Source organism: Streptomyces sp. NBC_00271, from assembly GCF_036178845.1.
Lineage (GTDB): Bacteria > Actinomycetota > Actinomycetes > Streptomycetales > Streptomycetaceae > Streptomyces.
Window position 1 is genome coordinate 79,899 of sequence record NZ_CP108071.1, and the last position, 13,602, is coordinate 93,500.

At 65.7% G+C, this 13,602-nt stretch carries 9 protein-coding genes and 3 pseudogenes; 6 read left to right on the top strand and 6 right to left on the bottom strand.

Annotation, left to right across the window (positions count from 1 at the left end; translation table 11 throughout):
• Window positions 1-216 precede the first annotated feature (216 nt).
• Window positions 217-1,469 (bottom strand): IS3 family transposase gene (locus OG798_RS55155; protein ID WP_328760352.1). Its coding sequence is split into 2 segments (ribosomal slippage): window positions 217-1,187 and window positions 1,187-1,469, totalling 1,254 coding nucleotides; the frame shifts between segments, so codons are not numbered across the junction.
• Window positions 1,470-1,525: 56 nt separating this feature from the next.
• Between OG798_RS55155 and OG798_RS55160 the strand changes: the two genes are divergently transcribed.
• The 4 genes and pseudogenes from OG798_RS55160 to OG798_RS57030 form a co-directional block, all read left to right on the top strand.
• The gene (locus OG798_RS55160; protein ID WP_328760577.1) at window positions 1,526-2,104 is read left to right on the top strand and encodes an IS110 family transposase; all 579 of its coding nucleotides are present in this window, start codon (window positions 1,526-1,528) and stop codon (window positions 2,102-2,104) included.
• 101 nt (window positions 2,105-2,205) lie between these two features.
• Window positions 2,206-2,361: pseudogene (locus OG798_RS55165) on the top strand (transposase); the annotation flags it as partial.
• A gap of 159 nt (window positions 2,362-2,520) precedes the next feature.
• Complete coding sequence (locus tag OG798_RS55170; protein WP_328760578.1) at window positions 2,521-3,639, top strand: zeta toxin family protein; 1,119 nt, start codon at window positions 2,521-2,523, stop codon at window positions 3,637-3,639.
• Window positions 3,640-4,086: 447 nt separating this feature from the next.
• Window positions 4,087-4,182: pseudogene (locus OG798_RS57030) on the top strand (integrase); the annotation flags it as partial.
• Window positions 4,183-4,235: 53 nt separating this feature from the next.
• Here the strand turns inward: OG798_RS57030 and OG798_RS55175 are convergent.
• Entirely contained in the window at window positions 4,236-4,460 is a 225-nt protein-coding gene (locus OG798_RS55175) for an NAD(P)H-dependent oxidoreductase (protein WP_328760579.1), read from the bottom strand.
• A gap of 30 nt (window positions 4,461-4,490) precedes the next feature.
• On the opposite strand from OG798_RS55175, the gene OG798_RS55180 reads away from it, so the two are divergent.
• Both OG798_RS55180 and OG798_RS55185 read left to right on the top strand, forming a co-directional pair.
• A complete protein-coding gene (locus tag OG798_RS55180; protein WP_328760597.1) occupies window positions 4,491-4,694 on the top strand; it encodes a hypothetical protein in 204 nt (67 codons plus the stop codon).
• A 699-nt stretch (window positions 4,695-5,393) separates the two neighbouring features.
• A complete protein-coding gene (locus tag OG798_RS55185) occupies window positions 5,394-6,779 on the top strand; it encodes a chitinase (protein WP_328760353.1) in 1,386 nt (461 codons plus the stop codon).
• Window positions 6,780-6,972: 193 nt separating this feature from the next.
• On the opposite strand, the pseudogene OG798_RS55190 reads toward OG798_RS55185, so the two are convergent.
• From OG798_RS55190 to OG798_RS55205, 4 genes and pseudogenes are all read right to left on the bottom strand, one after another.
• Window positions 6,973-8,177: pseudogene (locus OG798_RS55190) on the bottom strand (IS110 family transposase).
• A 251-nt stretch (window positions 8,178-8,428) separates the two neighbouring features.
• A complete protein-coding gene (locus tag OG798_RS55195; protein ID WP_328760355.1) occupies window positions 8,429-9,856 on the bottom strand; it encodes an FAD-dependent oxidoreductase in 1,428 nt (475 codons plus the stop codon).
• A 363-nt stretch (window positions 9,857-10,219) separates the two neighbouring features.
• Window positions 10,220-11,971 (bottom strand): type IV secretory system conjugative DNA transfer family protein, encoded by a 1,752-nt coding sequence (locus tag OG798_RS55200; RefSeq protein WP_328760358.1) that lies wholly within the window; start codon window positions 11,969-11,971, stop codon window positions 10,220-10,222.
• Window positions 11,972-12,009: 38 nt separating this feature from the next.
• Entirely contained in the window at window positions 12,010-13,512 is a 1,503-nt protein-coding gene (locus OG798_RS55205) for an ATP/GTP-binding protein (protein ID WP_328760581.1), read from the bottom strand.
• Between the last annotated feature and the right edge of the window lie 90 nt (window positions 13,513-13,602).

The following is a 13,602-nucleotide window of genomic DNA, read 5'->3' on the forward strand; positions in this document are numbered from 1 at the left end:
TTGAGTTTTGCCGCCCCTGACACACCGGGGCCCCAGACCGGCGTCAAGGACATGCCTGACCGAGGGCCGAACAATGAGGAACCGGCAGCTGGGTCTCGCCACCTGCGGAGTCAACCGCCAACTCCGACAGAAGGGCTGGGATTGATGTTCGTCGGATGGGACTGGGCCAGCGCCAGCCATGACGTGACCTGAATCGCCCCGGGTTCGATAGAGATCTCAGATTATGGTTGTGACCTGGGGTTTCGTGGCTTCCATGTAGTGGTTGGCTTCGTACTCAACGGGCGGAACGTGCCCTATCTCACCGTGGAGTCGGCGGTGGTTGTACCAGTCGACCCACTCTGCGGTGGCCAACTCGACCTGGGAGAGCGACTTCCAGGGCCGTTGGGGCTTGATCAGCTCGGTCTTGTACAGGCCGATCGTGCTCTCCATCAGGGCATTGTCGTAGGCGTCGCCGACCGATCCGATCGAGGCGGCGATGCCGGCGGCGTCCAGATGCTCGGCGAGCCGGAAACTCGTATATTGCGACCCGGCATCCGAGTGGTGGATCAACTCGCCTGGCTGAACTGGGTGTTGGTCGCGGTCACGTTGCCACACGGCCATCTCAAGGGCGTCCAGGACGAAGACCGTTTCCTTCGCGGTGGCCGCGGACCAGCCGACGATCCGGCGGGAGAACGTGTCCACGACGAAGGCGACGTAGACGACACCGGCCCAGGTCTTCACGTGGGTGAAGTCCGCGACCCAGCAGCGGTTCGGGGCGGCAGCGACGAAGTCCCGGTCCAGCAGGTCCGGCGCCCGTTCGGCCTGCCCGCCGGGCAGCGTGGTGATCACGCGTTTACCACGGACCGCCCCAGCGATGCCGAGTTCGCGCATCAGGCGTTCGACGGTGCAGCGGGCCACGCGGCGGCCCTGCCGGTTCAGCTCACGCCAGATCTTCCTCGCCCCGTAGACGTGGTAGTTGGCCTCGAAGACCTGGCTGATCTGTTGCTTCAGTTCGGCATCCCGCACGGTCCTGGCCGAGGGCGTGCTCCGACGTTTGTGGTGGGCGTAGTAGGTGGAAGGGGCGATCCTGCAGTCGTGCTCGGTGAGCGTCCTGCAGATCGGCTCGACGCCGCCGAAGCGGTCCCGGTGCTCGTCGATGAACGCTACGAGCGTGTGTGTGGCCGGTCGAGCTCGGCCGCGAAGAAACTCGCCGCGGCCTTCAGGATCTCGTTGGCCCGCTTGAGTTCGGCGTTCTCCTTCTTCAACGCCTTGAGCTGGGCGGACTCCTCCGTCGTCGTCCCCGGACGTGTCCCCGCGTCGATCGCGTGCTGCTTCACCCAGTTCCGCAGCGTCTCGCGCGAGCCGATGCCGAGCTTCTCGGCCACCGCCTGCAGGGCGGCCGTCTCGTTCGGGTAGTCGTCGCCTACCTCGGCGACCATGCGCACCGCACGACGGCGGAGCTCAAGCGGGTAACGGGAAGGTCGTGCCATGACTCGATCCTTTCACGAAATCGAGTCTCCATTCGAGCCGGGGCGCTTCAACCGTCATTGACGACCGCGGCATCGTGATCGACCATTGGGCCTTCCAGCACAGCGAAGACGACTTTGAGACTGCTTTGGCCCGGCTGGCCAGCCACGGCACCCCGGCCGAACTGCCCGTCATCATCGAACGTTCCAGTGGGCTGGTCGTCGACCGCTTGCTCGAGGCCGGACACCCGGTCGTCCCCGTGCACCCCACCGCCTTCCACGCCGCCCGGCCTCGATGGGGCGCCTCCGGCGCCAAGTCCGATCCTGGTGACAGCTACAAACTCGCCGACTACCTGCGAACCGACGGCCACCGCCTGCGCCGCCTCGTGCCTGTCGACAGCGGCCTGCGAGAACTCCAAGCCCTCGTGCGCCTGCGCGACGACCACGTTCGCGCACGCACGGCCGCCGGCAACCAGCTCGGCGCCCTGCTCGAACAGCACTGGCCTGGGCCCAGGAACCTGTTCTGCTCGCTTGTCTCCGACATCGCCCTGAACTTCCTGACCGACTACCCCACCCCGCAGGCGGCTGCCCGACTCGGCGAAGCCCGCATGGCCGCCTTCTGCAACCACCCCGCCACCCAACGCCTCAAAGCCAGCTGACTTGACTCAGAGGACTCAAACGGTACGTTGCACGAGAGATCTACCGAATCATCGTCCCCAAGACCACGCTGGCAGACCGCACGGAACCAGCCCGAGATGTCCTCTGGTCGTACGCCTGGTCCGAGTTGGTGCCCTTCCTCTCCTTCGACGTCGGCATACGCAAGGTCATCTGCAGCACGAACTCGATCGAGAGCGACCACGCCCGCATCCGCAAGGCCGTCCGCGCCCGCGGGCACTTCCTCAACGAGGCCGCCGCACCAGGCCCGACAACCTCAAGGCCGAGCAGGGCGATCTGCCGGCCCGGGTTACCGCATCTCGCCCCAGCCATGCAAGTCCTGGCGAGGGAGAACCATGCGGGTGTGGCGCCCGTAGTGATCAGTGATGCATCTATCGCAATCGAGGAAGGGTTAAGCGCGATGTTTTCGCACAGGCGAGAAGCCTCAACGGGGAATCAGGACGCTTTCCGGGGGCATCGAGCGGTTCCCAGGTTCCCGGTCGAACCGCCACGGACGCGTCTGCCGTCCGACCAGATAGAAGGAATTTTCAAACACCGAATTTTTCCTGCTTATCGGGACGGCCTGGCACGCAGCACCTCTAACCGGCAGCCTATGGCATTATTTATCATAGGGCAGCCCGGGTCAGGGAAGAGCAGCGTCGAGGGCCCCTTGCTGACGAACCTCGGCTATCCCAAGCTCTCGTCACTTGACGGAGACGACCTTTACGTCTACCACCCTAGCTACGAATCGTTTGCCGGGAAAGACGACATTCACGCGACGCAGGCGTGCGACCCCGACGTAGATCAGTGGTCGGGCATGCTCTTCAACCATGCGGTTTATAGCCGAGCGAGCTTTGTTTTGCATTTTTCTCCGTGCCCAGGGGTTGACGAGCGGATGGAGGCTTTGAAGCGGCAAGGCTATCGGGTCGAGGTGGCATTCGTTGCCGTGAATGACAATATCAGCCGCCAGGGAATCGTTGATCGTTATTTTGCTGCGCGCTCCGAAAAAGGTTACGGCCGATGGGTCGATCTAGAAGTCCACGACAATCTTTATCCTGCAGTACCTCGTCTTGCCGGGCTGGTGAACCAAAAAAAGTGCGCCGATGCCGCTTACGTAGTCGTCAGGGGAGGAGAAATTGTGCACCGCCAGCACATCAAAAGCGATGGAAATTGGAGTTATACACCCCGTGGAATCGCCACTGTCATAAATGATGTACGGGAACGGAAGTGGACTCCCGGACAAGCAAAAGACTTCCTCGACAGGCAAGAGCGTATCGGAGACTGGGCTGGTCGAACTCGATCACCTCTGCCGGACCTGCCAGATAAGGTATACGAAATCGGCATTCACGCGAACCCCATGATCAAAAGCGCCTTCACGCCTTCCATACAGATTCCCGCCACGGTCAGGACGAGTGTCGCGGCACGTATACGGCCTTCGGGCAGCAGCGGTATCGTCCCGCAATCCAACCCTTATAATTACGAGTACGCGGCACCTAGAATTCCCGACCAGCAGAGAAAACAGCATACGAGGCTCGTCTGATCCACGCATACGGGCGGCCCGGCGACGACGCGGTCCGGCGATGGCGGGGTGCGCGTCGTCACAGGGGTATCGCACCCGGTTCGGCGTCACCCCCGACGGTCAGAGGGCGGGTGCCGGCAACGACGGGCCCGCCATCACCCCCAGTGGCGTGCCCGGTAGTCGAAGGCCGGGGGCCGACCACCGGCTCGTCCCCGACGCCTGCGGTGGGCCCACGGGCCATCGCGCCGCGCAATGGTGGCCTCGATCCCGCGCCGCCGCAGGTAGGCGTGGTTGCCACGACTGGAGTCGGGGCCGGAACAGCATCCCGCCGGTCACCCTGCGGTGATCCACCCACTGCCCGCCCGGGTTGCCGTTGCCGGGCATGAGGGGTTCGGTCTTTCCCACTACGCGTCCGTGAACTCGCTCACCGCATCAGACGGGGCGTCCTGCCCGGCCAGCCACAAGAGCCGCGACGTCCTGGCCGCCGCCGAGCGCAAGGAACGCGCCCGCATCCGAAGCGGGAAGGGCATCCGCTGGGGCGGACGCCCCCTCGAAGCCGCAGCCCGAACCCGACGAACCTATGCGTCACAGCGCTGGCCGGACGGACTCACCGCTGGTCAGACCGCGAGAGATGCCTCGATTGCCTGCGTGCCCTTCTCGATCGCTTCCTCGAGCCGGGGAGAGGCCATCCCGTTGACCGAGATGATCTCCACGTCGGTGATGCCGACGAATGCGAGCGCGCTGCGCAGGTAGGGGGCGTGGAAGTCCATCGCGGCGAAGGCGAGGTTGTTGAAGTCGCTGCCGGAGGTGGGGATCACGATGGCCTTCTTGCCGGTCAGCAGACCTTGGGGACGGGTGGACCGGTCCCGACCATGCTCGGGCTTGTCGAATCGACCATCGCCGAAGCACTGGAACGCGCCAAGGCAAGTGGCGAACTCACAGCGGACAAGGACCCAGTCGAACTGGCGCGCCTTTTCACCACCTTCATACAAGGGCTGCGCGTCATGGGTGCAGCGCAAGCCGGGCGGAAGTTCCTCGAATCGGCCATCACCGCTGTCATGCGCACCCTGGACTGATGCGGGAGCAGCGACACCCGGTGGCACAACGGTCATGGCATGTCGCTGCCCATCGGCCTGCGCGACACCATCACCCTGGTTCAGTCGGAGCGGCTCGGAGCACAACAGGCTCGCATACGTCAGGCGGGCGATGTGCGGGGCGCCCCGGCGTATGCGCTGCCTCCGGGTGGTGGCCGGCACAGCAGCGCGGGTCGGCCAGGCGTTCCACGGCCAGCAGGTCCGCAGTGGTGCAAGGGCCGTGATCGCACGGACCGCCATGCGGCGCGACCGGTACGACCGGTACGCCGCGTTTCATCAGATCCACCACGCTGTCACTCCCGCACTCCATATCTGCTCTGCCGCCACCTCGACCGCGGACCCGGTGGCCCGTATTTCCCAACGTGCTGGACACCCATGTCGGTTCAGTTCGAGATGGCTGGCACTGGACGGGGACCTGCCAGCGTTTTGGGTTCGCCATTGATCCGTGGCTGCATACCGGCCGTCGTACGTGTGGTGAGACCGGATCAGCAGAAGCCCTCGCTGGAAGTGAGTCGTATGAGATTTAAGATCACTGTTCCCATCGCAGTCGTCTCAGCACTCTGCGTTGCGGTGCTATCGGGCTGCGGCAGCCGCGCGGAGGACAAGAGTCCCCGTGGCGCTCATACGAAGGATGAGCGGCACACCGGCAACAGCATAGGAGTCGATGGCAGTAGTTCATCGGTGTTCAGTGGATTCTCGACAAGCGCAAAGTCCGGATCAGGGTTTCCCGATCATTACGCAGCTCCGTTTGTCCAATCGTGGGATTCTCCGTCCATTCTCGAGCAGGCACGCCATGATGCCCGACTGAAGTATTTCAACCTGGCCTTCATCGTCGACGCTGGTGGTTGTCGCGCAAAGCTGAACGGCGAGACCGAGTTGAACGATTCCGGCTGGATTTCGGCCATCAATGCCACCCGCGCCGCGGGTGGTGACGTCATGGCATCTTTCGGCGGCGAGGGGGGACACGATCTGGCAGTTTCCTGTCCGTCGGTCGATTCGGCGAAGGCTCAATACAGGACGGCAATTGACACGCTGAAACTCAGCCGAATCGATCTGGACGTAGAGGGCAAGGAACTCAACGACCAGGCCGCCAACGATCGCCGTAACAAGGCCCTCGCCCAGTTGCAGCAGGAGTACAGGGCGGCAGGCAAAGAGCTGGGCGTCAACTACACCCTGCCGGTGGCGCCGGACGGTCTGACCGATGCTGGTAAATTGCTCCTGAGGAATGCCGAGAGCAACGGCCTCGACGTCAACCTTGTCAATATCATGGCGATGGATTACGGCCGCAAGGTGGACGACATGGGCGGAGCCGCGATCGACGCGGCAAATGCCCTCCACAGCGACCTCCACGAGATCTGGTCGTCCAAGACGGACAGTCAGTTGTGGGCCATCGAAGGCATCACCCCCATGGTCGGGGTCAATGACACTCGCTCCGAAGTCTTCACCGTAGAGGATGCCGAGAAGCTGGTGAGCTTCGCCACGTCCAAGAAGGTTCAGCAGCTGGCCTTTTGGTCCCTCAACCGGGACTGGAAGTGCGGGCAGGACAGAATTGACACGAATGAGAACTGCAGCGGTACCGAGCAGAGCAGCTGGGAGTTCACGCGCTTGATCACTGGCATCGAGGACAACGGCTTCCTCGTTCCGACGCAGAGCACGGCCACGCCGAAGCCGGACCCGAATCCGCACGAGACGTTCGGCCCTGTGCCTCCGCCCGCCACACCGGCCACGCAGGCACCGCCACCCGCGCGGCAACCCATCAGCCGCCTCGGCATCACCGGCCAGGTGACGTGCCAATCGGGCGGCCCTGTCGTGGGCGTCTGGGTCCAGGCAGCACATGGCGCGGACTCGCGCTTCGCCGCGTGGAGGGGCATCGGAGACGGGGCGTCGGCCGACTGGTGGACCGAACTACCACAGCACGAGGAATACTCCCTCCACGTCGGTTGCGGCGGAACGGCCGACCAGTGGGGCAATGAGAACAAGACCGGAACCGTCTCCGGCCCGCACAATTCGTTCACCTGCGATGACATCACCGGCGACTCCAGCTACGAAAGGTGCGTGAGCCGGTGACAAGGTCTCACTGAGCTTTTTCACAGTGGCCGCCGGCGGGTGACGAGGCAGGTTCCCGCGACGCACGAGGCTCCTGCGCTGTCGAGAGAGGTGTTCGATGTCTCAACTCGACGGCACAGGAGCCACGTTGATTCCCTGGCCTGCCGCACTCGACCTGCCCCATGCACTCGTCGAGTGAGTCTCAATGATGGTGTCAAGCCGATTGGGTGGCTGGTGGGGTGGTCGTGAAGTGCCTCTTGTCACGGAGCATGGCCCATAGGACGTCGATTCGGCGGCGTGCGAGGGCGAGCAGTGCCTGGGTGTGGATCAGTCCTTCGGCGCGTTTCTTGAGGTAGTAGTCCCGGGAGGGGTCTGGGCGCATCATGGCGGTTTGGGCGGCCATGTAGAAGACGTGTCGCAGGCGGCGGTGGTAGCGCTTGGGTCGGTGGTGGTTGCCGGTCCGGCGGCCGGAGTCGCGTGACACCGGGGCCAGTCCCGCGTGGGCGGCCAGGCGGCCGGCGTCTGCGTAGCTGGACAGGTCTCCGACGATGGCGAGGAACTCGGCCCCGAGGATGGGGCCCATGCCAGGGAGTGATTCGATGACTTCGGCGCGCTCGTCGAGGCGGAAGGCTTCGCGGATCTCCCGGTCGGTGTCTTTGATCCATTCGTCGAGCATGAGGAGCTGGTGGGCGAGGTCGCACACGAGTTTGGCGGCTCGCTTTTCGCCCGGCAGAGCGGTTACCTGGGATCGGGCTGCTTCGAGCGCGCGGGCGGCGACATCGGCTGCACTGCGGACCGCACGTCGTGCCAGCCAGTCCGCGAGTCGTTCGGCACCGGCTCGCTGCAGGGCGGCCGGGGTCTGGTACTCGGTCAGCATGACGACCGGCCCCTGGCCGCTGAGTAGTCGAAGGCCCGCTCCAGAGCGGGGCAAATGCCTACCAGGGCATCGCGCAGGCGGTTGATCAGTCGCACCCGGTCGGCGATCAGATCGGCTCGATGCGCGGTGAGCAACTGGAGATCAGCCACGGTCTCGTTCGGCAGGCTCAGGAGTGTGAAGTCCCGGCGCATGCGCGCGGTGTCGGCGATGACCAGGGCGTCCTTGGCGTCGGTCTTCCCTTCGCCGCGGTAGGCGCCGGACATTCGGTTGACCGTGCGTCCAGGCACGTACACCACGCTTTGGCCGTTGGCGATCAACAATGCAAGCAGCAACGTTGAGGCCCGGCCGCAGATGTCCACCGCCCATCGCACTTCGTCGGCCATCTCGCACGCTGCGACGATCAGGGCCAGGATCTCGTCTTCACCGTTGACGACCTTCCTCGAAAGCACCTTCTCTCCGGTGGCGTTCTGCGAACGCCAGGGCGTCCCCCTCCTCGCCGACCGTGCCTGCACCGGAGCCGGTGCCGGCGCCTGGCCGACCATACCGCCAGTCCGCGCGGTAGCGGGTGCGCATGCCGGCCGTCGATGGCTTTGCGCGGGCTGAGAAGAACACGGTGATCGCGAAAGAACTGCGGGTCAGCGTCCGGTCGGTGGAACGGTGACGCCGGTCCTGGCGCGAGGGAGGGCGGCAGGCCCTGCGCCCCTTCGGGGCCGGCCAAGCGGCCGAAGGTCGGTGACAGTGACTTCGTCCTGCTCGAGGCATTGTTACTGGACGGCGCAACGGCGCAAGGCGGCTATGACGTCCTCGGCGACAGGCCGTTGACGGCATCGAGCAGTTCGCGGCGGTTGGGGCCTCCGACGTAGCGAGGAGCGTCTGCCCTCAGTTCTGCGAAACGGGTTGCGAGACCCGGCTTCCCCATGGACTCCTGCGAGTCGGACAGCAGGAAGCCGATCTCGGCCATCGCGCGCATGACGTCGGCATCCCGGAGGCAGGCGGACCGGCCGGCGACATGCTGGTTCCAAGCGGTGTTGCCACTGCGGTAGACCTTGCCCCGCATGTCGGCGTCGATTTCCGCCTGCCGATGCACCTCCCAGTCGGCCAGCGCCGCCCAGACGGGGCCCAGATTCCGTTCAGTGACAGCGTGGAAACGCAACGCCAGTTCGGCGGGGCTGCCGACACCTTCCTCGCGTAACACGTCACGCAGGTGGGTTGCGTGTGTGATGCCGAGGGTTATGCCGAGACCGAACTGCGGATTGGTGGTGGCCCATGCGTCCCCGAGCGCGACCAACCCCGTCACCAGCGGCCGTGCGGCGTCAACGAGTTGGCGGCGCACGCTGTGGATGCCTCCCATTGCGACGACGCCGCCGATCGGCATGCCCTCGGCCCATGGCGCGAGGGCGGGGTACAAGGCGGCGACCCGCTGCCAGGCATCGCTTCGGCCGAGACCTCTGAGTTCCTGGTCCGTACCGGACGTGACCAGGGTCATCGACCAGGTGCCATTGTCGCCCGGGACGACGATGACTGAAACGCTGTCGTGGTGGTGGAGGGGCCAGGGCGCCGGGCCGGGGAGGTTGCCGTCGGTGGAACGGAAGTGCCGTGTGTAGTAGCGGAATCCCCGGTCTGCCCCGCCCGGCCAGGCACTCATGGCGTCGGAGAACAACGAGGCCGCGAACCCGCTCCGGCCGGATGCCTCCACAACCAGGTCGGCCGTGAGACGTTCGCCGTGGTCCAGCACGATTCCGGTCACCCGCACGCCGCGCCCTCCGGGTGCGTCTGCGGCCAGTAGCTCCACTGCGCGGACGCCTCGCCGCAGTGTGATGCCCGTGGTGCGTTCCGTCACGGCCAGCAGAGCGGCCTCCAGCACCGGTCGGCGTGCCGCAACGGTGTCGAACCGTTCGTCATCAGGTACGTCCGTGCCACCGGGTATGAGGCTGAGCGCGTCGGCGATCATGTTGTGGCAGCGTCCCCCCCATGAACGGAACTCCGACAGGGTTTCGGGTAGTTCCCGCTGCAGGATGCGGTAGCCGGCTGGGGCGAGGATATGCGCGGCGGCGAACTGGCGGACCCCAGGCCGCTTCCACTTCTCCCAGACGCCGTGCGGGCCGTCGGCGGGCGCTCCGGCGTCCTGGTCGACCACGGTGACACGGTGTCCTTCCGTGGCCAGCAGCATCGCTGTGACCAAGCCGGTTGGACCTGCTCCGACAATCAGTGTGTGAACCATGGTCGACTCCTGCGGACGTGGGTGCTGCTTCAAGGAGTCGGCAGAGGTGGCTGGGACGCTTGTCCAGCTGCGTGATCGTGATCCGTCCTGGCGCTATGCCCCGGACTTCACCGATTGCCCGTAGCCTCCGCCGATCCGTGCGGAAAGGGCTCCACGCTTACCAACGCGCCCCGGACAGGAAAGTTCACCCTGAACCGCGTAGGACACCGTCTTACCGATGTGCACTGGCCGGCTCGGGCCGAGCGGTCCTGCCCGGAGCTGACCCTACAGCCGCCGTGTACCAGACACACGAGTCCGGCCTGCTTTCCATGATGTGCGCCAACCGCCACCGTAGAAACGCTGTGCACTCATCACTTTTGTTTCCTATGGGCTCTGTACGACCGATTCCCATGGAATATCCTCCTCTGTCACCGGTGAGTTCGTCCTGGACCATGCCTGCGCTGCCCGCCTGCTGATCGCTTCCGTCTCGGCCTTCGCAGCCGCTGAAATCTGACCCGCGTTCGGCTCCTTGTACCAAGGACGAAGACGGATCAGGGCCGGCCTCACACCCGTGGCGAGGAGCAGGGCAGTGCCCTTCGGCAGGGCCCGTATTTTGTCCGGCGGAAGCACGTTTTCCTGCCGATAAGAAATTGAGCGCGAGGAGCCATCTCTACTTCTTGAATAACTGACCGTACTGACGTCGTGCTGGCCGACCAATTTTGAGATCTTCTCAACAAAGTCCGCGTCGTCGAGCCCTGCGCCGAGCAGCTTGATCGTGGCGGCGCTCCAGAGGGCGTCCATACCGGCGTCTCCCCAGACGCGGGCTCCCTGACGGTAGCTCTGGAGCAGCGTGACCACATTGATCCCGCGGGATCCGAAGTGGCTGTACAGGTCGGGCAGATCAGAGATGCGACAAACGTTTGCCGCCTCGTCGAGGACAGCCGTCATCGGGGGATCCAGCCGCCCTCCGAGTCGCTCCGCCGCGACCACTCCGGCACGCATCGCGGCATCCGCGAGGCCGGCGATCACACCGGCCGCAGACCCACCGCCGTCTTTGGAAAGCAAGTACAGGGTGTCCCGGCCGAGCACATGCTGTTCGGGACGGAACTGCGGAAGATCGGGGTCGCGGGTCACCCACGCAAGGATCTCCGGGTCCAGGAGGCAGGCAACGCACTGCCGGGCCGTCTCATAGATGCCGTCGCGAGTCTCCACCGCTCCGCGTACGGTTCCCTGCAGCTGTTCGGCCAGCGCGGTCATTCCTACGTCCCGCAGCAGGTCCACCGGGGTGCGGTCGGACGGATCAGCAAGCCATGCGAGCAGGTCGACCACCGAGGAACCACCGCGAGCGGCGGCGAGAAAGAGCGCGGTCAGAGTGTTTTGTGCAGCTGAAATCCAGAAATCCTTCTTCGAAGCGTCATCGTTCACAGACGCGACGAAGTGCCCGGCCAATCTGCGAGCGCCCTCGATCGTGTGGCACTCGGCGAGCATGTCCCACCACATCGCGCGAGGCGCGTGGGCTATTCCTTGCGGGTCGAAAGTCCACACGGTGCCGATCTCGGCTCGCTGGGCCCGGGTGACGGCATACACATCGGACTTGTTGGAGGTCAGGAGCACGCAGCCGCGTGCACGCAACACTCTCGGGATGGCGATTCCTGTCGATTTTCCGGCCCGCGGCGCCATCAGATCGAGTTCGACGTCTTCGAAGGAGGAACGCAGTTCGGGCCCGGAGGGCTCCAGGTCACCGAGCAGGTTGCCTGTCTCGTCCGGTTCCGGCTCGGCGATGCCCTTGAGCGAGGGGCGCAACTCGCGCGCTCGGGCTGTGATTCCCGCCGGCCCCAGGGCCGCGAGCTCCCGCCGTCCGGCCAAGCCGTTGGTCCGGTTGATCGCGCCCGGCACCCGGGTGCTCACCAGAACGAGCGAGACAGCCAAGAAGATGAACAGCGCAGCCGCGCCCGCGTATACGGCGTAGGGGCTGGCGCCGGTCCAGAGCCCGCCGGCCCCGTCCGTGACCAGGGAAACGAAGGTCGACATGGCGAAGGGCGGCGGATTCCAGCCGGCGCCCGTCGCCGCGGCGCCCAACGTACCGCCGAGCCATACCACTGCACACAGCACCAGATTGAAGGCGGCGACAGCCACGATCGCCCACGCGGCGAGGTCACTGCCCGGCCTGCCCCTCACCCGGCCCACCGCCCCGAGGCACCGGCCGGGTCGGCGGTCCGGTCGCGTTCCGTGGGACCGCGATCGTCCGGCCAGCCGATCCGTGGTGTTGCGCCGTGTTCGGCCTCCGCCTCGCCGACGTACTCGTTGGGCGTCCACCGAGTGTTGGTGTCGTGCAGCATCCGTTCGGTGTCGGTGATGGCGACCTTGATCGGGATACCGGGGCGTCCACCGACCTTGATGAGGAATCGCCCGCGTCCCGGGGGTTCCTCGTTGACACCCGCACTCGCCCAGCCGGGGGGTGACGACCAGGAGGAGACGAGCTCGATCTCTCGGCGGGACAGCCCCACCACCTTGCCGAGTTCCTCCATCTCAGCCCGCGGAAGACCCGCGCACACCACCATCCCGGCTCTCTCGACGAAGCCCCGCGCCTTGGCTCGATCCGAATCCGTACCGAGCGCCTCGGCGTCCTTCAGGGTGTGCGTGATCTTGGCGTCTCCCAGGCCAAGGGAACGATTGAGGCGGGTGAGTGCATCGATGCGATCGACGATGCCGGAAGCAGCCCGCAGGGGACGCCAGAGCTCGTCGAGCACGGTGAAGAACCAGCGCCGTGGGGCAAGTCCGGCGTCAGCGAGGGCATGCGAGGCCGCGACGGTGCCCAGTCCGTCCGACCAGGCGGCGAGCATCGCGGCAGCGGTGAGCTGGGTGTCGGCCTCACCGATCCGTGAAATGTCGATGCAGACGGCCGGCGCGTTGGGGTCGATGCGTGTCGAGGTCTTCGAGGCGAAGGTGCCGCCGAGTGGTCCGTCCAGGATGCCCAGCAGAGAACGGTGCAACGGGTCCACCGCATCCCGGTACCGGGTGTCGTCGCCGCGGTCCAGGGTCACGGCGCGCACTCGGTCGGGACCCTCGTTGAGCACTCTGAGAAGGTCGGGCAGAAGAAGGGTCCGATCGCCCGGTGTCCGCTCCCGCAGATGGTGCAGACAGGCGGAGAGCACTGACAGTTCGTGGTCGTCCATCGGCCGCCCCCGCACGATGGTGACCAGCGCGGCGACCATGTTGAGCACGCGCCCATGAGCCTCTGCTGCCAGTGCCTGTCCCGCCTCACCGCCGATCCGCACGGCCGCGGCCCCCATCGCTCCCGGGTCCAGGACGTTGATGCCGCCGACTCCGCGCCCGATCGAGATGACCTGGCCGCCGAGGGCCCGGACGGTGTCCGCGTAGTCGGGCTTGAGGTCACCGAGTACGAGTGGCACCACTCCTGTGGCGGACAGTCCGATGAGCATGCGATTGACCAGGGTGGACTTGCCCAGTCCCGGCATGCCCAGCATGAAGAGCGACGGGTTCGATATGTAACGGGCGCGGGTGAACCAGGACAAGGGGTCACCGCACACGGTCGCCCCCGTGAAGAGATGCTGCCCGAGCGGCACACCGGTCATGGGCGCCCCCGACCCGGCGGCGAAGGGCCACAGGCCGCATGCCTGCACCGTGGTGGCACGCCACATCGTCGGCGAGTCCATGTAGCCCACTCGCCCGCCGCCGGCGCCGTGCCAGCCACGGGCAGGGCCGCGCGTCTCACGGAGCGAGGACGCAGAACCGCCTTCCCGCTC

Coding starts and splice junctions, on each gene's coding strand:
- OG798_RS55170 (WP_328760578.1), top strand. CDS start 2,521: ATGTTTTCGCACAGGCGAGAAGCCTCAACGGGGAATCAGGACGCTTTC.
- OG798_RS55195 (WP_328760355.1), bottom strand. CDS start 9,856: ATGGTTCACACACTGATTGTCGGAGCAGGTCCAACCGGCTTGGTCACA.
- OG798_RS55205 (WP_328760581.1), bottom strand. CDS start 13,512: ATGGACTCGCCGACGATGTGGCGTGCCACCACGGTGCAGGCATGCGGC.
- OG798_RS55180 (WP_328760597.1), top strand. CDS start 4,491: ATGCTCGGGCTTGTCGAATCGACCATCGCCGAAGCACTGGAACGCGCC.